Origin of the sequence: Bacillus sp. JAS24-2, assembly GCF_008274905.1 — a bacterium.
In the GTDB taxonomy this organism is placed as follows: domain Bacteria; phylum Bacillota; class Bacilli; order Bacillales; family Bacillaceae_G; genus Bacillus_A; species Bacillus_A cereus.
Genome location: NZ_CP031068.1, coordinates 2,107,160 through 2,128,212, shown reverse-complemented (window position 1 = coordinate 2,128,212; position 21,053 = coordinate 2,107,160). Strand labels below are relative to the sequence as shown.

Below are 21,053 nucleotides of genomic sequence, written 5' to 3'. Positions count from 1 at the left end.
ACGAATATCAATTTTCATAAGAAAGCATGCGTATATTGTTATTCATTGACAAGTACTTTCTCTTTTTCTGATACAGATAATGTTTTTTCTTTCTTCTTTGACATTACCTCTTTATCGGAAATACGTAAAGAAAATAGTAGTGCTATGAGCAAAAATATTGCTGACCCAATTAATGCTGCTTGATATGGTAAAAAATCGGATTGAACGTTATTACCTCCAAAACCAGCTAGTATACTAGCTAAAACCGCTACTCCTATTGCTGAACCTAGTCGATTTTGCACATTGAATATAGTAGTCGCTCTCCCCATAGAAGGCGGCGTGATATTGTTAAAGGCAGAAAATTGAACCGCACCGACAGATTGGCCTAAGAAAATACCGATACCAAACAATAATGCCCGGATTTGCCACGGATTCGTATCGTGATTTACAAAACTCAATAAAACAAATATAACCGCCGTACATATTAATCCAATAGAAATTACCTTTCGAGCTCCTAATTTCTTATATGACCATGGCACAATTTGTGAAGAAATCATTAATCCAATCGCCTCTGGAAATGTCGTAAGTCCTGATTCCAGTGCGGAAACTCCTATCACATTTTGATACATAAGAGGAAAAACAAATAACATTCCTAATAAACCAGCTGATGAAAATAATGATATAATGCTCATCTTTCTAAAGACTGGTTCTTTTAATAAGCGTAAATCTAACATCGGTTGCTTTACTTTCAGTTCTACAATTATAAACAATGTAATGAATACAACCCCAGCTATCCCAGTACTCATAATTTCTGGAGAAATCCACCCTTTTGATGGTCCCTGGCTGAGTGCATATATGAGCATCGCAAATCCTGGTGCTGATAAAATAAAGCCGAGCGAATCAAAGCGACCAGCTGATTTTTCAACATGTTCTGCTAAAAATAGAAGTCCAAATAGCAATGCAACGATTCCAAACGGTAGATTAATATAAAATGCCCAACGCCAAGACATTTGATCTACAAAGAAACCACCGATGATAGGACCAATTGCTGGTGCTACAGCAATTGGAAGTATAATGAACCGGGAAATCTTCGGTCTTTCCTCGGGTGAAAATGTTCGAAATAACATCGCCATTCCAACCGGTGTTAAAAGCCCTCCGCCAGCACCTTGAATAATACGGAAAATATTCAATGAAGTAATATCGTTAGCCATTCCGCATAAAGCAGATGCAATTGTAAATACGAAAAGAGCAATTAAAAATACTCTTTTCGTACCAAAACGATCTCCTAACCAACCAGAAATCGGAAGGAAAACAGCTAAACTAACTAAATACCCAACATTCACCGTCCCCATTGCAGATGCAGGTACTTGTAGTTCTCTACTTATCGTTTGCAGTGCTACATTTACAATCGTTGCGTCCATCGCAGCCATAAACATCGCAGTTATATAAACGATACTTACAACTACTTTTGGATTTAGTTTTTCTTTCATTATCGTTTTCCTACTAATGTTTTTTCGCGAACTTGATTACCTTGTGGATTCAAATCTTTCCAGTTATATTCAACATATTCTAAGCAGCTCTGCCTACTAGCTTCTTCATATACGACATTCCAGCCAATAGGTACATCGAGAAAAGCAGGCCAGAGAGAATACTGGCCCTCCTCATTTATTAATACTTTATATGTGTAATTATCATTTTCAAATGGATTCGTCATACTCTACTTACCCCTTTCTTATTCTGCAAATATTTCGCTAATACTTGCCCAATTTCCGTAAGTGGACCTGGCTGACATAGATCTTTATGTCTACAATCAATATCGTGCTGCACAATTTGCCCGTCTAAATAATTTAGCCACGTATTTGGAGAAATAGGATCAAACCAGTCTGGTATAACAGTAGATCTAAAGAATAAGATATCTCCGTTATAAACTTTCGGTACATATTTCCCTAACAACCCTACTGAATTTACATATGTTTCTTTCAAGTTCAATATAGTCTCTTCTTCAAGACTTGCTAATGCACTTCCATCTTTACGAAGGATTTCAACTGCACTTTCCATTGTAAGTGGTTTACCATCCATGTTATCTGGGTCATATCCGCCTAAAGCAAGTAATGCGATTAACGCTTCCTCTTCAGTAGGCGCTTCCGTATTCGGTAAGAAGTGTCCAGGATAAGAATCAAGCATAACGAGTAATTCTACTTCTTCCCCTTCATTTTGTAGTTGCGCTGCCATTGCATGCACAACATTTCCTCCAAGCGACCAACCTAATAAACGATATGGTCCATGAGGCTGTACTTCACGAACGTGTTTCAAGTAATCCGCCGCCATCTCCTCTAAACTTTTTGGAAGTTCTTCATTTTTAGCGATACCACGTGCTTGTACACCATAGATTGGATAATCTGTTCCTAAAGATTTCATAAGTCCTGCATAGCACCAACTTAATCCACCTGCTGGATGTACACAAAATAGTGGTAATTGATCCCCGCTTGCTCGTAATGGAAGCAACACATCAAGTGCACTTTGACCATTCCCCATCTCAAGTCTTTCAGCTAACCCTGCAACAGTCGGTGCTGCAAATAAAGTGCCAATATTTAGTTCCACTCCAAGCGCCTCTTTCATGCGGCTCATAAGCTGCACTGCAAGGAGTGAATGGCCACCAAGATCAAAGAATCCGTCATCAATTCCAATTTGAGGTACACTTAGCACTTCTGTAAACAAGTCACATAACATTTCTTCTTGCGGTGTTCTTGGACCACGACTAGAAGATGATGCGATAAATTCTGGAGCTGGCAATGCCTTTCTATCTAATTTACCGTTTGGAGTTAAAGGTAACTCATTTACTACTACAAAAGCGTATGGAACCATATAATCTGGTAAACTACCACTAGCAAACTGACGCATTTCATTCGTATCAATCGCTTCATTATTTGATGCAACGATATAAGAAACTAACCGTTTATCCCCTGGTTGATCTTCCCGTACAATAACGGCTACTTGCTCAACTTTAGGGTGCTTCATTATGACTGCTTCTATTTCTCCTAATTCAATTCGGAACCCACGAATTTTGATTTGATGATCTGCACGTCCTATATAATCTAGCGTCCCATCTTTACGCCAGCGAGCTAAGTCTCCTGTACGATACATTCTTGTACCTGGCTTGCCAAATGGATCTGCGATAAAGCGTTCAGCCGTTAATCCTGCTCTTCCTAAATATCCACGCGCAAGCCCTGCACCTGCAACATACATTTCTCCAACTACTCCAGGTGGCACTGGTTGTAAATAGTTGTCTAACACATACACTTTAAGGTCAGGTATACTGCACCCAATTAAACTATTTGCTCGTAAAGAGACGATAGTTTCATCTAATTCAATATAACTAACATGTACTGTCGTCTCCGTAATACCGTACATATTAATAAGCTTTGGTGCGTTATGAGGATGTCGACTATACCAATCTTCTAAGCGACTTAGCTCAAGTGCTTCTCCTCCAAAAACAACATATCGTAAAGATAATTTTTGGCCAATCTCTTCATTTTCACGATCTGCTTGCATCAATTGATAGAACGCTGATGGAGTTTGGTTTAAAACCGTAACCTTTTCTTTAACAAGAAGCTGTAAAAATTCTTTCGGTGAGCGACTTACAGTATGTGGCACTACAACTAAACGCCCTCCGTATAATAAAGGTCCCCAAATTTCCCAAACAGAGAAATCAAAAGCGTATGAATGGAACATCGTCCAAACATCGTTTCCGCCAAACTGGAACCAATGATCAGTTGCTCCTAAAAGTCTTACTACATTTTGATGAGGTATCATAACGCCTTTCGGTCTACCCGTTGAGCCTGACGTATAAATAACGTAAGCAATATGTGATGGAGATAATGGCTTAATGCGTTCCACTTCATCAATATTTTCTTCACTATATTTCTCAACTTCTGCTATTACTTTTACATCATCAACTAAAACTTTTAGTGCCTCATCACATTCAATTTCCACTTCTGAATTCGTTAAAACACATGTTGGTTTCGCATCGTGTAGCATAAATGAAATGCGGTCTGCTGGGTAATCTGGATCTAACGGAAGGTATCCAGCACCAGCTTTAAGAACAGCTAATAAGCTTACAACCATGTTTAATGATCTTGGCATCGCTAAAGCAACGAGTTGATCAGGACCAATCCCTTTTGCTATTAGGAATCGAGCTATTTTATTTGCTTTTCTATTTAACTCTTCATAAGTTAATTTCTTATCTTCAAAGACAACAGCAATAGAATTTGGATTTATATGAACCTGCTTTTCAAACAATTGTGGCAATGTCATTTCTGGTGCAATTTGAAAACCACCATTCCACTTTTCTAACACTGTATTTTTCTCTGCTACAGTTAATATTTCTAATCTGCCAATTGATTGATCCGGATTTGTAGCTGCATCATCTAATAACAAAATGAATCGTTCTATTAGTTTTTGAACCGTTTCACGTTTATATAAATCGGTACTAAACTCTAGTAATCCATGTAAACCGTTCGGAGTACCATCAACCCCGTTACTCTCACTAATTTCAAATGTTAAATCAAATTTTGCAGAACCGACGCTTTGAATTTCAAGGCTCGCTTCTAAACCTGGTACATGAAACGTTGCTTCTGGTGTATTTTGAAAAGCTAACATAACTTGAAACAACGGGTGGCTGTTTCGAGTACGTACTGGATTTAATACTTCAACAAACCTTTCAAATGGAACATCTTGATTTTCATAAGCTGCAAGGTTTACCTGCTTCACTCTATTTAATAATTCTTTAAAACTTGGATCTCCTGAAGTATTTGTACGTAACACTAATGTATTTACAAATAAACCAACAATATCTGAAAGTACATCATCATTTCTTCCAGCAATCGGACTTCCAATTGGTATATCAGTGCCTGCACCTAATCTTGTAAATAGTGCACTAAGCCCTGCTTGCAATACCATAAACAAACTAACTCCATTTTTACGTGCAAGCTCTACTAACCTACTATGCATACCTTCATCTATATGAAAATGAATTGTTTCCCCGCGGTAACTCGTCTCAATTGGACGCTGGAAATCTGTAGGTAACTCCATTTGGTCTGGTAAACCTTTAAGTTCTTCTTTCCAAAAATCTAATTGTGTTGAAATAAGACTCTCTGGTGTCGTTTCATCACCTAGCAATTGCTGTTGCCAAAGTGCATAATCTGCGTATTGAACTGGAAGTGACTCCAGCTGAACTCTGTCACCTTGACATCGCGCTTTATACGCCGCTGTAAAATCTCTCGTTAACGGCTGTAATGACCAGCCATCACCTACAATATGATGTAATAGAATTAATAATACATGTTCGTTTTCACTCACTGTAAAAAGTTGCAAACGAACTGCCGGCTCAAAATCGAGGTTAAAGCTATATCTTACCGCCTCTGAAAGTACACTTTCTAATTCATCTTTACATGTATTAGTTATAACCATTTCTAGATTTAAGTTTTCCATATCTAAAATTTTCTGATAGGAACTACCTAATACGTTAGGGAAAATTGTTCTAAGTGTTTCATGTTTCTCAACTACATCATAAAAAGCACCTTGTAATGCTTCCCGATTCAATATTCCATTCATACGAATGACTAGCGGAATATTATAAGTAGGACTTGGACCTTCTAAACAATTTAAGAACCATAACCTGCGCTGTGCAAATGAAAGTGGAACTTCATTTGGCCTACTTGCTTTCTGAATAGCTGGTCTTGCGCTTTTTGCATGGTTTAATTGTTTCGCCAGTTCGGCAACAGTTGGTGATTCAAATAGTTTCCCAATTCCTAATTCCACACTTAACGTTTCACGAATTCTTGCCATTAAACGAGATGCAAGAAGTGAATGTCCACCCATTTCAAAGAAATTATCATCAATGCTAATTCGAGAAACACCAAGTACTTCTGCAAATAAATCACATAATATTTCTTCTTTCGGATTTCTAGCAACCCTCTCATTGTCCATTCCATTAAAATCAGGAGCAGGTAATTTCTTTCTATCCACCTTACCATTTGGCGTTAATGGTAATTCTTCTAGCACAACAAATGCTGATGGTATCATATAATTCGCTAAACTTTCTGAAACATAAGAACGAATTTCTGAAAGATTAATCGGTTCCTTTTCTTCTGCAACGATATACGCAATGATGCGCTTATCATTTGGACGATCTTCTCGTACCATTACTATCGCTTGTTGAATATTTTTATGTCGTTGTAATACCGTTTCAATTTCAGCTAATTCAATTCGGAATCCACGAATTTTAATTTGATGATCTGCGCGACTAATGTACTCTAACGCACCATCACTACGCCATTTCACGAGATCTCCTGTACGGTACATGCGCTTCCCTGATTCTCCATAAGGATTTGCAATAAACCGTTCAGCTGTTAACTCCGGTTTTCCTAAATATCCGCTTGCAAGTCCCTCCCCTGCAATATATAATTCCCCAATAACTCCAGGTGGAACTGGTTGTAACCCTGCATCCAATACATACACTTCTGTATTGCAAATTGGCTTTCCAATAGGAGGTATACCCTTTTCACCTTCATCAATGTTCATGAAAGTAGACCAAATCGTCGTTTCAGTTGGTCCATATAAATTAGTTATTGAGCAACCTAATTCTTTTAATTTATTTGCTAAATGCGCTGGAAGAGCTTCACCACCAACAAGTATATTTAGCCCTTGTAGCTTCTCTGGATAATCAGTTACTAACGCCTGCCAAAGCGTCGGTGTAGCCTGCATAATGGTCACTCTTTCTTCTTGTAAAAGTGTCGTTAATGCTGATGGCTCTTGTATGTCTTCTTTTTGCGCAATTGTTAAACTTGCACCACTAATAAGAGGTAAATAAATTTCTAGAGCAGAAATATCAAACGCAAACGTTGTAACTGCTAATAAATGATCATTTTCATTTAATGAAAACTTTTGTTGCATAGCCATTAAAAAGTTACTTAAACCTCTCATAGGAACAATTACACCTTTTGGGTTTCCTGTTGAGCCTGAAGTATATATTGTATAGGCTGGGTTTAAAAGTGATACATCATTCTTACATGCTATATTCATACGAGAATATGTATGTAACGCTAGTTTCGTTTCTTCTTCATCTAATACAATTTTTTTCATATCATTTTCTATAACTAACTTAGATGAAACAGATGAATGTGTTATGATACAAACTGGTTTTGCATCATTTACTATATAATTAATTCTTTCTGCTGGGTATTCTGGATCTATTGGTAAATACGCTGCACCAGCCTTTAAGACTGCTAGCATACTAACTACCATTTCTATTGATCTAGGGAATACTAAAGCTACAAACTGGTTTGGTCGTATTCCTTCTTCTACTAAATAATGTGCTAGTTCATTCGCTCGTTCATTTAGCTCTTTATACGTAAGGTTTACACCGTCACAAGTAATGGCTAGTTTATTGGGATTTTTTTGCACTTGTTTTTCAAATGATATAGGCAGACTGATTAACTCATCGTCTTCCTTCGTTTCATTCCATTCCAATAAAACTTTATGATTTTCTTCAGGCAGAGTAATGTTTATTTTTCCAATCGACTCATTTTTCTCATAATTATTTACTACTAATTCAAATAGATTCATAAATCTTTCTTTATGCAATGCTAGCTCCGCGCCATTATATACTTCAGGATTTGCATCAAAATGAATCATTAGCTCATTTTGATCAAAACGTTTATATACATTTATTGATAAATCATCGACAGGTCCTGCTGATAAATTATGCGTAATACCACGATTTCCAGCAAAATTTAGCCCGTAATCAAAAGGCATAACATTCACTAACGGTCCAAACAACCTTTGATTTTCACCTAGTAACTTTAAGTCTCTTCTTAATTCCTCATGACGGTATTTATAATGGCGACGTACATCTCGGATTTCTTTAGAAACTTGTTGCAATAATTCCGCAAGAGTTATATTTGGAGTTACTGTAATACGAAGTGGCACTAAATTCATTACCATACTTGGTGTATGAATAGATACCGAACCTAGACGTCCCATCATCGGTAAACCTAAAACAATATCATTTGCACCTGTTAACTTATGCATATAAATACTTGTTACAGCGACAATGAATTCCGGCCAACTTGTTAACGAAATATTGATATCTTCTAGTAAAGTTTTCGTGCTAGAACTAGATAAATAAGCTGTTTCTCGTGAAAATCCATTTGATGTTCTCGGTGCTCGTTCTGCCAAACTTACAACTTCTGGGGCATCTGCAAACTTTTCTAACCAAAAAGTACGATTTTCCTGAAATTGTTTAGACTCACGATACTCAATATCTTCTTGCACAACTTTTGCAAGAGAACCAAATGGCTTTTCATTCTTATTTGTTTCTTCTATAAGTGATGTATACTCATTCGCTACCTTTTGGCTAAGAAGTGAAAATCCATAGCCATCCATCACAATGTGATGGATGCGCTGATACCAAAAGAAACGATTATTTTCAACTTGAATAAGTGCTTCAGTAAATAAAGTATCTTTTTTCAAATCGACTGGCATAGATAAATCATTTTTCATCCATACTTTAGCAGCTTCTTCAGGGTTTTCTTCTTTCCGAACGTCAATAAAATGCATATGAAACTGTGATTCTTCAATAACTTGCCATGGGCCAATTTCATCCTCTTCGAAGCGAACGTGAAGTGCTTCTGCTTCCATTACAACTTTACGTACAGCTAATTCAAAAATGTCTTGATGAATATTCCCGTTTATTTCTACATATTCCCCAGTATTATATATCGGATTAAGCGGATCTAATTGTTGCGCAAACCACATACCAGACTGCGCAGATGATAACGAATGACGAATCTTTTGACTGTTAGGCATTCTTTACTACCCCTTTATTATGTAGTCTATTTGTTACAGCACCTGTGCTGTTTGTGAAGATAGTAAACTGTACCAACCTGCAACAGTTGGACGTTCTGCTAAATGTGCAAAAGTGATTTCTTTCCCTTCACGACGCCACTTCTCTACTAAACTCATAATTCTGACCGAATCAAGCCCTCTATTTAATAAGTCCTCATCAATATCAATACTCTCTACTGGCTCACGAAGTAGTTGTGCAACTAGTTCATGCACTTCCTGTATAGTGATTCCTTCACTCTCATCATCTTTTACACTTTGTAAATCGTTTAACAGTAGGTTTGTTGATGTCGTTACTGCACATCTATTAGATGCATACTCCAATGCTTGTTTATGATGCTCTAGTGAAAAATCAGCAACTGCATCTGCTACAAAGAACGGCTCTATACCATCCATAAATGCTTCACAAGCTGTTAAAAGACAGCCAATATGCGCATAAATACCGCAAATAATGAGTTGATCTTTTCCTTGTTCATTTAAAATTTCTAATAGATTTGTCTTTTTAAATGCACTATATCTCCATTTTGTGAGGAATATATCATCCTCATCAGGAGTAAGTTCATCAACAATTTTCTTTTTATCTGGTCCAGCAGGTATACCGTCACCCCAAAAGTCTTGTAATAAACCTCGTTGTTCTAACGTTTGCCCACCAGGTTGTGCTGTATAAACAACTGGTATACCAAGTTCCTTACATTTTTCTCTTATCATTTTAATATTTGAAATAAGTTCTACTTTTGGTGATTCTTTATCGCTATATGCATCAAGAAAATATTCTTGCATGTCATGAATTAAAAGTACTGCACGTTTCGGATCTGGTGTCCAATTCACTTTATTTTTTGGTAGTTCTGATTCAATTGGCATTTTATATACTGAAATAGATGGGATAGCCATCTAATCACTTCCTTCCGGTTTTTATTATTGTTTTACTGTAATAAGCTTTTCAGCAATGACTTTACGTAGTTCTTTTTTGCTGACTTTTCCGACTCCTGTTTGCGGGAATGCTTCAATAAATTCAATTCGATCTGGAATTTTATAAGCCGCTATACCACGTTCTCTTAAAAACATTTTTAATTCACTTACTGCTGGAACTTGTCCGCGAGCTATAACAAAAGCACAGGTGCGTTCACCTAAATAATCGTCAGGCATAGATACAATTGCTACGTCATGGACCGCATCGTGTGCTAATAGATGATTTTCAACTTCTTCCGCAGCAACTTTCTCACCACCGCGGTTAATTTGATCTTTATCTCTTCCTTCTACAATGATGTATCCTTGTTCATTTACTTTTACAAGATCACCTGTGCGATAAAATCCATCCTTTGTAAATGATCGTGCATTATGCTCTTCGGCTTTATAGTAACCACGAATTGTATATGGACCTCTTGTTAATAAACTACCTACTTCGCCAGGTTGTACATCGTTGTCATTTTCATCAACAACTCGTACTTCATCGAGTTCAGACATTGGTCTACCTTGTGTATAAATAATAAATTCTTCCGGATCATCTAATCTTGTATAGTTCACTAATCCTTCCGCCATACCGAACACTTGCTGTAACGTACATCCAAATGTAGGACGTATACGTTTTGCAACCTCAGCGCTAAACTTAGCACCACCTACTTGAATAATCTCTAGGCTTGATAAATCGGCATTACGAGAAGATGCAGCATCAAGCCAAATCATTGCTAATGGCGGAACGAGCGCTGTAATTGTAACTTTTTCTTTTTCGATAAGAGCAAAGGCCTCATCTGGACTACCACCAGTTGCCAATACCACTTTTCCACCCGCATAGAAAGTTCCAAATGTCCCTGGAGAACTCATTGGGTAATTGTGTGCTACTGGAAGAACTGCCATATAGACGCTTTCTGCATTCAAATTACAAATTTCAGCGCTAACACGTAAACTATAAATATAGTCATCATGTGTTCTAGGAATTAATTTAGAAAGACCTGTTGTGCCTCCTGATAATTGGAGAAATGCAACATCACTTGGCTGAACTTCTGGTAATGAGACGGGATCCATATACAGATCATTTATGTTCACAAACTCTTCTTCTTCTCCCACTACAATTACATGTTGTAATGTTGGCACTTTCTCTTTCACTTCTCTTGCTAATTTTCGATAATCAAAACCGAGAGCCTTATCTGAAATAACGTAAGCGCTCGCCTCGCCAAACTCACAAAAATAACTAATTTCACTGCTTCGATGTGAAGGTAGTGCAAAGACAGGAAGCGCTCCAATTCGAAATAGTGCAAAACATATTTCGAAAAACTCGATAATGTTAGGTAACTGGATTACAACTCTGTCCTCTTTCTTTATTCCTAAATTCAGTAAACCTGCTGCTAAACGATCTACCTTTTTATTAAGTTCACTATATGTTATATACTTCTTACCACTTACAACCGCGATTCGATCTCCATATTTCTCAGCCCGCTCTCTTAACACTCCTCCAAATGTTTCACCAAGCCAACATCCTGCTTCTCGGTAACGATCGGCAAATTCTTTTGGCCATTCTGTATAACCTACTAGCATTCTTTCTTCCCCCTATTTTTCATTAAGTGAACTATCTCTTAACCCTAAAGCTTTTAGCATTGTTTGGAACTTAGCTGATGTTTCTGCTAACTCATCTTCTGGTTTTGACTCAGCAACAACTCCAGCTCCTGCATATAAACGAAGTGTATTTTCTTGTACTTCAGCACAACGAATTGTAACAATCCATTCTCCATCTCCATTTAAATCGCTCCATCCTAGCATTCCTGTAAAGAACTCGCGGTCAAATGGCTCAATATGCTGTATAGCTTCTCTTGCTTTTTCCATCGGAGTTCCGCAAACTGCTGGCGTAGGATGAAGGGCAATTGCTAATTGTAAAGAAGAAGTATTTGGATCCTTAAGTTCACCTTTCACTTCTGTAGACAAATGCCACATCGCTTCACTATGAATAACTGATGGCTTTTCTGGAACATGTAATGTATGACAATACGGACGAAGTGCAGCGGCAACCGCTTCAACTACTACCGCATGTTCATGTAAATCTTTTGGCGAAGAAAGTAATTCCTCTGCTCTTCTTTTATCTTCTACTGGGTCCTCACTACGTGGCCTTGAACCAGCTAACGGGTTAGAAATAACTTGCATACCATTACGTGAAACAAGTAATTCAGGGCTTGCTCCAATTAGCGTCTTACTGTTCTCTTTTTCATCTTTCGGTAAATTTACAGCAAATGTATAACCATGCTTATTATGCTCTGCTAATTCTCGAAGAAGTTTTTGCTTATCAATCTTTTCGGAAGATTTAACATCTAACGATCTGGATAGAACGATTTTCTTTAAATCACCGTCCTGTATTTTTTCAATTCCTTGCTTCACACCATTCATATAAACTTCAGGGTCTGGCACTGGTGTCATTTCAAATGTTACATTCTCATTTGTTTCAAGCTGATTTGTTGTATCCAATTGTAAACGCTCAGAAATTCTGCTATATTCTGGTACGATGAGTTGGACTTCTTTTCTACGATCAAATGGCAAAGCACCCACAACGATAGGATTTGGATTTCCAGCTTGTTTCGCATTACTTAATGTCGCTTGCACAAGCTCTGGGAAACTTTCAATTTCACGATGCTTTACTGTAGTAAACTCTCCTTCTGCTAATATCGTTCGAGTTGGTGAAGCGAAAAAGAATGAAGATTCAGTCTTATAATCTTCTAAAAGTTTTTCTGACAATTCCTTTACAGCTATATGTTCATTCATAATATAATAACCTCCTGAATTTTTATTAAACTCCTAACGTAGCACCGCCATCAACACATAAATTGTGCATTGTAATATGACTTGCTCTATCTGAGGCTAAAAATAACACTGCTTCAGCAACTTCTGAAGGTTGTGCAATTTTTTGTAATGGAATTCCGAGTCTATATGTATTTTGAGAACCAGCAATTATATTTTTAGCTCCATTCTCATCAGCCCATAGTAATCTTTGCATCTCAGTTTCAGTAGAACCTGGAGAAACTAAGTTGCAGCGTATATTGTATGCCGCAAGCTCTAGTCCTAAACATTTCATAAACATCGTCGTTGCGGCCTTTGACGCAGCATACGCAGCCATCTCCATTCTTGGCGTATTTGCCGCATTTGAACCGACTGTAACAATTGCCCCCGATTTTCTTAACATCATATTTTTACTTACCGCTCGGGACATATTGAAAACCCCTGTCGTATTTACAGAGAATGTTTTATTCCAATCTTCATCACTTAACGAATGAATTGGTCCCATACGTAAAACCCCTGCAACATTTATTAAAATATCTATTGGCGCTATTTCATTTGCAATATGATTTACCATGTCTTCAACAGCGGCGCTATCACTCACATCTAAACGAAACGTTTTCATACGTGTATTGTTTAATTCATTTTGATTTAAGAGTACATTTAACCCCTCTTCATTTTGATCAACCGCAATAACTGTGGCTCCTCTTTCTAAAAACATTTTGGCAACGACACTGCCTATGCCTTGTGCTGCACCTGTTACTAAAACTGTTTTCCCATCAAATTCCCCTAAGTTCATTTTCTCTATCCTTTCACATAAACATTAATTTCATTAAGTAACACAGATGATATTGATTTTCATTATCAGTTGTGTTGTAAAAAATAATACACTTACTAAACTAATTGGTCAAGTGCGCATTACTTTAAAATCCATTTTATTGATAATGTTTTTCATTTACCATCTTACACCGAAATGATAATGTTTCTCAATAAACTTGTCAATCTTTTTTTATTTTTCAGATAAACCATTTTAATGCTTCTTAATAAAATCATATGTAAACGCATTAAAAGTACTTATATTATAAATAAAATTCAAAGTCCTCTTTTTAAAATTGAAGAAACTAAACTAGAGATACGTTCATTTACAATGCTTTATGAAAAACTCAAGTATATATTTTCTCAATATTTTTCTGAAAATATATCTTACAAATACTAATGAATGTCTTTTTTGTCATTTAAGATTTAATATATATTTCGAATACGATGTATCAATTTATTGTATTTCAATATAATCCAAATAGGCATTTCACTCACTTTTACATCTATGAAAATCATAAAAGTAATTTAACCTTGTTAAAATAACTCATAAAAAAAGCATCCTAATTAATAGAATAGGATGCTTTTTCGTAATCATATTGTTATAGAAGATTTATATACTTATGCTACGCTGCGATACTCTTCTTCTTTTTCTTTTTTCTGCTTAGGTGCTTGAATTAAAATTGCGATAATGAATGACACGACACATAATACACCTATTACCATGAACGTTGGTTTGAATCCACCTAGAAGTGCACCGATAAAGGAACCTGCAAGCGCCCCAAATCCAAATCCTTGATACACAATTCCGTAGTTCTTACTATGGTTTTTCATACCGAAGAAATCACCAACAATAGCTGGGAAAATAGTGATATTTCCACCAAAGCAAAACGCTACACTTGCTACACATACGAAGTAAATACCATAATTTAAATCTACAAAACTTAGAACTAAGACTGAACTCGCCATAACAACAAAAGTACCAGTAACGATTTTTAAACGCCCAATTTTATCCGATAACGGTCCTAAAATGATACGACCTAATGTATTGAAGATTGCAACCATAGCAACCGCATTAGCTGCTGTTGCTGCGCTAAGTCCTACAAGTTGAACACCAATGTCTTTTACCATACCAATTAAGTATAAGCCACTCATACATGATGTAAATAACATGATAAATAATAAGTATACTTGTTTTGTGCCTAACATTTCTTTCGTTGTGTATTCCTCAGTTTTTGTTTCATGAACTGCTCCTTGATCTGCAGCTTGATGGATTAAACAAGCACCAATTACAATCATAGCTGTAACAATTAAACCCCAGTATATAAATGCTTGGGATACACCAACTGATTCAATCAACTGTGCGTTAACGTATTTAAAGATTAAGCTACCTGAACCATATGCAGAGACAGAAATACCAGCAATTAAACCTTTACGCTCTGGAAACCACTTTATTAAATTTGATAGTGAAGTGATATATGCTGTACCATCTGCATAACCTACAACAACTCCCGCTAGTACATAAAGTAATATTAGTGAGGATGCTTGTGAACTAAGTATTAATCCTAGTCCTAATGCTAATCCAGCTATCATAATAAGTTTACGAAGTCCCCATTTTTCTTGCAATTTACTCGCAAATAAAGTTGAAAATGCTAAAGAAAGACTAGTAATTGAGAAAGTTATCGCAACAGCGTTAAGACTCCAACCATATTTACTAACTAAAGGCTGATTGAATAAACTCCATGTATATATCGTCCCAAGCCCCATTTGTACTATAACTGTGCCAAGGACAACAAGCCATGGATTAATAGTTGATTTTTTCATACCTTTCCGCCTCCTCTTTCTATTTCAATGCTATTCGCTAAATTTACTTTTTTTATGTTCATTTTGGTCACCTCTTTTGATTTGACACCTTCATTGTATAAGATGTTTTTGTTTATGTAAGCACTTACAAGATAGAGCGTCAAAAACATGGAATCAGTTACAAAAAACGAAGGATGAAATACAAAAAACTACTGATTAAATACAATAGAAAAATTTTTTATACTTCAATCCACCTTATTTTTTATAAAATCACAAATTTTTTTCCAATAAATAAAACTAAATATTCACTAATATATCTATCCGTGGTTTAATATATATAATAAAAAAATATTTTTGTCTTTAATGAGGAGGTACTATGAAAGCAAACGTAGGGGATACTATACTTTTTCAACGAAATAATTTAAAGATTACAGGATCTGTATTAAAACTTTATACTGAATCGGTCTTAGTTGAAATTACAAATGTAAGCGGTGGTACTTTTGAATTTGATCGAACAATTGTAAATCATAAAAACTATAAAGTTTTAAATACAAATACATAAAACAACACAAAATAGCCCCTGCTCAACAGCAGGGGCTATTTTATATAAAAATATTTCACTAGTTTATATACCCTAAAACATTAACAATCTTACTCGCTTTTAAATTGTTAATATGATAATAAATTTCTAAACCTCTTCTCTCTGCTCGTAACACTTTACCCTTCATTTTTGATAAATGTTGTGAAACAGTAGATTGCGGAATATTCAGTAACTCTGTTAATTGTGTTACATTACAAGTTTTTCTCGTACTTAATTCATTTACAATTTGCAGTCGGATTGGATGCGCCATAATTTTTAAAATATCTACATCTTCTTCTGAAACTAAAGTTTTTCTCATTTCACTCGTATATGTTGTCATAAGACATTCCCCTTTTATATGAATTCCATATTCATAAGATCTATTTCCAAATTTTTTAAAACCCTTGATTAAAACTTTTATATAGAAATAAAAGGATTTTAAATTTTTGAAAACAGAACTTACATTCACTTTATTTATTTATTTATTTGGTACATATACATAATACAATGTTAATATGTGCTCTATGTGAAGTTCACATAAATTTATGATGAAGATTTACTTAGCCACTCGCATCCTACTCATCTAATTACCCACTGCATAAAATCATCAGTTATTTTAACACATTTTAGGCGTTTGTATATACTATTTATAAAACAACTTTTATAAAGGGGGATTCATATGCCTACAGCGTTACAAGAAGAAGTCGAAGAAGCACGGGAAACATATGTCAGTCGTATCATCTTAGTTGGAGGATCCGCTTTATTTTTAGTAGGCGGGGTTATCTCAGCAATTTCAGCCTTTAAAACTTATAATCGTTTGGAGAATACGCCGCCTTCTACAGATAATTCATAGATATTTTATAAAATAAAACGTCGCCTCCAATATGAAGAGACGACGTTTTATTATTCATACATATGACACTAAAAGTATCGGTAGATTCCCTACTCCATTTTCTAAGCTTACTTCACCACAAACCTAGTCTGACTACACCCATCCTTCTGCTTCGTTACTTCTAATACAGCTGGCATTGCGTTTTTCAGCTCTTGAACGTGTGAGATGACACCGATAAATCGGCCTGATTTTTGTAAGTCAATTAAGGCATCTACCGCTTTCGTTAACGATTCTTCATCTAATGAACCGAACCCTTCATCGATGAACATCGTTTCGATGGAAATACCGCCTTCATATGCTTGAATGACATCTGCCATTCCTAGCGCTAGGCAAAGTGATGCGTTAAATTTCTCTCCACCGGATAGTGTTTTTACATCGCGTGTTTGGCCAGTGTATGCATCGTACACATCTAAACCTAATCCACTTTGACGGTTTCTTTTTTCAACTCGCTCACTTCGTTTTAAATAAAATTGTCCATTTGATAATTTACGTAGTCGTTCGTTTGCGATTTGAACAATTTGTTCTAAATACTCAATTAAGATGTAACGTTCAAATGATATACGACTTTCGTTATCACCTTTCATTACTTCATATAAATCAACAAGTTCTTGGAAGGCTTTTTCTTCCTCGTGAATTTGTTCGTCAATACGTCTAATGTTTTCATGTAAATCAGAAATATATGTTACCGCATTTTGCGCACGTTGACGTTTTTCTTTAATGATATCGAGATTAATTTCTAGTTCTTTTATGTGTTCACCTAAAGATGTAATATCCATATACTCTTTATCTTTTAATTCTGAGTTTAACTCTTCAATTTGTTTTGCAAGCACTTCAAGCGATGAATAATAACCTTGAATTTCTTTTTGTAACATCTCCATCTCGGGATCGCTTAATTTGGCTTTTTTATACGTGAATTCATCTGTAAACCCGCTTTGTTCTAGCTCTTTCATAAAGCGTGCGAAAGTCTCTTCTTTCTTTAATTTTGCACTTTCAAATTGATTAGAAGCACCTTTTTGTTCTGCTTGAATACGTATATTTTCATTTTGCCAATGCTGATACGCTTCCTGCACTTTCTTCCATTCGTCCTCCATTAACCTAAGTTCCTGCATAGCTTGGTCAAACTGTGCTTTCCAAGCTTGTACTGTTTGTAAGTTTTCTGGAATATTTCGTTTATCATGTTCATATGACGTACGAAGTTGCATACACTCCATTTCTGTACGGTGCTGCATTGTTTCCAATTCTCGTTTTTGTTTCTGAAGTTCTTCTATTTTTTCTTCTACGCTTTTCATGTTCGCAGCAATCTGCTTACGTGTTTCTTCACTTGCTTTTAACGTATTAACATCTGCAGCTAATTGTTTTCCTTTTTGAACAAGTGCACTATATGTTTCAGCTAATTTTTCCGAATTGTAGCCGCGCTTCACAACTTCTTCTATCACTTGTTCATATTGTAGTCGATAGAAATTCCATTTCTCCTCTACTTGCACATGGAATTTTTCAGCAATGTTCTTCTTATCTCTTAAATCGTTTAACTCTTTTTCATCGATCGCATTACTTTGCTCTGTAGCTTTTTGTGGATGACTCGTACTACCACATACCGGACAAGATTCACCGTCATGTAAATGAAGAGCTAATATACCAGCTTGTTCACTTAACCAGCGGCGCTCCATGTTTTCATATGCACGAACTGCCACTTGCATTTTATTATTTGCCGCTTCTTTTTCTTGCTCGAATTTTTGTTTTTCTTGCCAAACATCATATGCTTGTTTTAAAACTTTTGCATCTTCTCGCATATTCGTTAGTTCTTCCACTTTAGCTACATATTGCTCAAGTGCTTGTTCTAATTGCTGCAATTCATCAGACATTCTCTGTTTTTGGTTTGTATGCTCTTCTAGTTGTTGATCTAACTTTTGCATACTTTCTTTTAATTTCCCTATTTGAATTTCGGCATTTTGTAAATTCAGCTTTCTCTCAGCTAATGATTCAATAATCGCTTGTAACTCTTCTAATCTTTGAACAAGTTTTTTAGCCTCTTCTCGTTCAGCTTCTTTATTCTTTACTACTTCATACTTCTCCTGAGCAAGTTCAAAGCTATTCATTATCTGTTCTTGTTTGACGATTATCTGTTTTAACAAACTTTCAGCTTTCTGCTCATTTTCCATCGCTTCTTCATACCATTGTTCAAATGGTAATAAGTGCTTTGCTTGTTCCGCACGTTTAAAGAATTTTTCTTTCCTTTCAATTGCTGCACGGTTCTCTTGTAAAGTGTTATATTTCTCATTCTTTTGTTGTAAATCTATAAATTTCTCATTTACAGATTTTGCTGCATGAAAACGTGTTTCTGCATCCTTTAATTGCTTCGTTTGAACATCTTGTTCTACTTGTAATTGCTCAACCTCTGCCTTATACACGGTTGTTTCTTGTTCTAACGCTTCTACTACTTGATGCGTATTTACATGTTCTTGTGCCACTAATGTCTCTAATAATGCTCCATCACGGATTGGTAATTTAAAAACATTACGGAAATAGAGCTCTCTCTCTTTTTGTTTTTCTTGTAAGACGTCTTTCCATTGTTTTCTCTTTTGATCAAGTAACTCACGCATTAATTTATAACGATCCGTTTTAAAAATACGACGTAAAATCTCTTCTTTGTTTTCCGTCTCAGATGTTAATAGTTTTCGGAATTCCCCTTGGGGTAACATAACAATTTGGCTAAATTGATGTTTACTTAACCCAATTAAATCTTCCACTTTTTTGTTTACGTCTGTTACATGAAAACGATCGACGGCTGGAACGTTTTCTCCATCAATAACTTCATATAATTCTACTGCATGTCCTGTAATAGTCTTATTCCCTTGTTTTTTATGTCCAAGTTGTCGTTTTATTTCATAGCGTTTCCCTTTTAACTGAAAGGTTAATTCAACACTTGTATAAACATTATCATCAGCAAATTGACTTCGAAGCATGCTCGTATCACTACGTTCTTCTCCACTAGCCTCACCATATAACACATAACAAATCGCATCAAAAATCGTTGTTTTTCCAGCTCCTGTATTCCCAGAAATAGCGAAAATACGATGTTCTCCAAGATCTTCAAAATCGATTATTTCTTTCTGTTTATATGGCCCGAATGCTGTCATAATAAGCTGAATCGGTCTCATCCTCGTTCACCTTCCCGTTCTTGCACTGTTTGTAATACATCTATAAATAGGCGTTCTTTCTCTTCTGATAAATCTAACCCCTTCATTTCTTTATAGAAAGCCTTTAAAAGAGATAAATCATCCGTTTTATGTCTTGAAACAGTTACTTCATTTGTATCTGTGAGTTCTCGCCTTTGCATCGCTCTTTCAACGTGCATTGCATTTGGATATACAGATCGTATTTTCTCCATTGGCTGTAAGACAGGGTTTTCGTCTAATAATTTTACAAATACGTAATCTTCACTTACTGGGTGCTGTAATAATTCATCTATTTTCGCTTCTACTGTTCGCATTTTACGACGTGGTGAAAGTAACCTTTTTTCAATTGCTACTTCACCAGTTTCATTCAGTTGTACAATGTAATAGCCTTTTTTATGTTTCTCTTCAGAAATTGAATAGGCAAGTGGTGAACCTGAATATCGAATCGTCTCATTACGTACGAAATGCGCTTGATGTAAATGTCCAAGCGCTGTGTAATGAAACTTATCAAAATAATGACTATTTACATATTCAGCACCACCAATTGAAAGTGGTCGTTCTGCATCACTTGTATTCTCCTCCGCTTCTCCTGAAGAAGTTACAAATGCATGTCCAACAAATACATGTCTAGCTTCTTTATCCATCGTTTCAGAGAGCTCATTCATAAAAATGCGCATCGCATCATCATGAGAACGTATGTCTTCATTTTTCAACACGTGCCTCACTATGCTTGGGTCTGCATACGGTATTAGATGGAAGTGAACCTCTCCATATTCATCATTTAGTACAACAGGTTCATACGGGAATTGAAATTGACCTGCAATATGTAATCCTTGTTTTTTCATTAAACTACTTCCAAAATGGATACGATCCGGACTATCATGATTACCAGCTACCGCAATAACTGGTGTTTGCAAATCAATAACTATTTTTTGCAGCACATCATTTAATAAGTCTACTGCTTCTGTAGGTGGAATTGCTCGGTCATATAAATCCCCTGCAATAATTACAGCATCTGGTTTTTCTTCTTCAACAGCCTGTACAAACTGATCTAATACAATCTTTTGGTCTTCAGTCATATACACGCCATGAACAAGCTTACCTAAATGCCAATCCGCTGTATGAAATAACTTCATATTTTTCTACT

At 36.0% G+C, this 21,053-nt stretch carries 13 protein-coding genes; 2 read left to right on the top strand and 11 right to left on the bottom strand.

Annotated features, from left to right (window positions below):
• Nucleotides 1–38: 38 nt before the first annotated feature.
• The 8 genes from DN407_RS11100 to DN407_RS11065 all read right to left on the bottom strand — a co-directional run bounded on the left by DN407_RS11100 (nt 39) and on the right by DN407_RS11065 (nt 15,279).
• A complete protein-coding gene (locus DN407_RS11100; RefSeq protein WP_000660192.1) occupies nt 39–1,469 on the bottom strand; it encodes an MDR family MFS transporter in 1,431 nt (476 codons plus the stop codon).
• Nucleotides 1,469–1,693, bottom strand: a complete 225-nt coding sequence (locus tag DN407_RS11095) for an MbtH family protein (protein WP_000184059.1) — start codon at nt 1,691–1,693, stop codon at nt 1,469–1,471. The genes DN407_RS11100 and DN407_RS11095 overlap by 1 nt, the downstream gene beginning before the upstream one ends.
• Nucleotides 1,690–8,847 (bottom strand): amino acid adenylation domain-containing protein, encoded by a 7,158-nt coding sequence (locus DN407_RS11090; RefSeq protein ID WP_149216246.1) that lies wholly within the window; start codon nt 8,845–8,847, stop codon nt 1,690–1,692. Before DN407_RS11090 ends, DN407_RS11095 begins: the two co-directional genes overlap by 4 nt.
• 33 nt (nt 8,848–8,880) lie before the next feature.
• A complete protein-coding gene (locus DN407_RS11085; RefSeq protein ID WP_001007253.1) occupies nt 8,881–9,774 on the bottom strand; it encodes an isochorismatase family protein in 894 nt (297 codons plus the stop codon).
• Between the two features lie 24 nt (nt 9,775–9,798).
• Nucleotides 9,799–11,415, bottom strand: coding sequence for a (2,3-dihydroxybenzoyl)adenylate synthase (locus DN407_RS11080; protein WP_149216245.1), 1,617 nt, complete (start codon nt 11,413–11,415; stop codon nt 9,799–9,801).
• 12 nt (nt 11,416–11,427) lie between these two features.
• A complete protein-coding gene (dhbC, locus tag DN407_RS11075; protein ID WP_001002075.1) occupies nt 11,428–12,627 on the bottom strand; it encodes an isochorismate synthase DhbC in 1,200 nt (399 codons plus the stop codon).
• Nucleotides 12,628–12,652: 25 nt separating this feature from the next.
• On the bottom strand, nt 12,653–13,438 hold the full coding sequence (dhbA, locus tag DN407_RS11070) for a 2,3-dihydro-2,3-dihydroxybenzoate dehydrogenase (RefSeq protein ID WP_001048430.1): 786 nt from the start codon (nt 13,436–13,438) through the stop codon (nt 12,653–12,655).
• Nucleotides 13,439–14,076: 638 nt separating this feature from the next.
• Nucleotides 14,077–15,279, bottom strand: a complete 1,203-nt coding sequence (locus DN407_RS11065) for an L-lactate MFS transporter (protein ID WP_000749848.1) — start codon at nt 15,277–15,279, stop codon at nt 14,077–14,079.
• A gap of 355 nt (nt 15,280–15,634) precedes the next feature.
• On the opposite strand from DN407_RS11065, the gene DN407_RS11060 reads away from it, so the two are divergent.
• The gene (locus tag DN407_RS11060) at nt 15,635–15,820 is read left to right on the top strand and encodes a YkvS family protein (RefSeq protein WP_000646793.1); all 186 of its coding nucleotides are present in this window, start codon (nt 15,635–15,637) and stop codon (nt 15,818–15,820) included.
• Between the two features lie 58 nt (nt 15,821–15,878).
• Here DN407_RS11060 and DN407_RS11055 read toward each other — a convergent pair whose 3' ends face one another.
• Complete coding sequence (locus tag DN407_RS11055) at nt 15,879–16,178, bottom strand: ArsR/SmtB family transcription factor (protein WP_000214801.1); 300 nt, start codon at nt 16,176–16,178, stop codon at nt 15,879–15,881.
• A gap of 339 nt (nt 16,179–16,517) precedes the next feature.
• On the opposite strand from DN407_RS11055, the gene DN407_RS31595 reads away from it, so the two are divergent.
• Nucleotides 16,518–16,691 (top strand): hypothetical protein, encoded by a 174-nt coding sequence (locus DN407_RS31595; RefSeq protein WP_001141667.1) that lies wholly within the window; start codon nt 16,518–16,520, stop codon nt 16,689–16,691.
• Between the two features lie 107 nt (nt 16,692–16,798).
• On the opposite strand, the gene DN407_RS11050 is transcribed toward DN407_RS31595, so the two are convergent.
• Both DN407_RS11050 and DN407_RS11045 read right to left on the bottom strand, forming a co-directional pair.
• Entirely contained in the window at nt 16,799–19,888 is a 3,090-nt protein-coding gene (locus DN407_RS11050) for an AAA family ATPase (protein ID WP_065704213.1), read from the bottom strand.
• Nucleotides 19,885–21,042 (bottom strand): exonuclease SbcCD subunit D, encoded by a 1,158-nt coding sequence (locus DN407_RS11045; protein ID WP_000765146.1) that lies wholly within the window; start codon nt 21,040–21,042, stop codon nt 19,885–19,887. Before DN407_RS11045 ends, DN407_RS11050 begins: the two co-directional genes overlap by 4 nt.
• Between the last annotated feature and the right edge of the window lie 11 nt (nt 21,043–21,053).

Bases quoted from the DNA above. Each gene is read 5' to 3' on its own strand.
- dhbA (WP_001048430.1), bottom strand. From the start codon at position 13,438: ATGAACTTAGGGGAATTTGATGGGAAAACAGTTTTAGTAACAGGTGCA.
- DN407_RS11050 (WP_065704213.1), bottom strand. From the start codon at position 19,888: ATGAGACCGATTCAGCTTATTATGACAGCATTCGGGCCATATAAACAG.
- DN407_RS31595 (WP_001141667.1), top strand. From the start codon at position 16,518: ATGCCTACAGCGTTACAAGAAGAAGTCGAAGAAGCACGGGAAACATAT.
- DN407_RS11060 (WP_000646793.1), top strand. From the start codon at position 15,635: ATGAAAGCAAACGTAGGGGATACTATACTTTTTCAACGAAATAATTTA.
- DN407_RS11065 (WP_000749848.1), bottom strand. From the start codon at position 15,279: ATGAAAAAATCAACTATTAATCCATGGCTTGTTGTCCTTGGCACAGTT.
- DN407_RS11095 (WP_000184059.1), bottom strand. From the start codon at position 1,693: ATGACGAATCCATTTGAAAATGATAATTACACATATAAAGTATTAATA.
- DN407_RS11055 (WP_000214801.1), bottom strand. From the start codon at position 16,178: ATGACAACATATACGAGTGAAATGAGAAAAACTTTAGTTTCAGAAGAA.
- DN407_RS11080 (WP_149216245.1), bottom strand. From the start codon at position 11,415: ATGCTAGTAGGTTATACAGAATGGCCAAAAGAATTTGCCGATCGTTAC.
- DN407_RS11090 (WP_149216246.1), bottom strand. From the start codon at position 8,847: ATGCCTAACAGTCAAAAGATTCGTCATTCGTTATCATCTGCGCAGTCT.
- DN407_RS11045 (WP_000765146.1), bottom strand. From the start codon at position 21,042: ATGAAGTTATTTCATACAGCGGATTGGCATTTAGGTAAGCTTGTTCAT.
- DN407_RS11085 (WP_001007253.1), bottom strand. From the start codon at position 9,774: ATGGCTATCCCATCTATTTCAGTATATAAAATGCCAATTGAATCAGAA.
- DN407_RS11100 (WP_000660192.1), bottom strand. From the start codon at position 1,469: ATGAAAGAAAAACTAAATCCAAAAGTAGTTGTAAGTATCGTTTATATA.
- dhbC (WP_001002075.1), bottom strand. From the start codon at position 12,627: ATGAATGAACATATAGCTGTAAAGGAATTGTCAGAAAAACTTTTAGAA.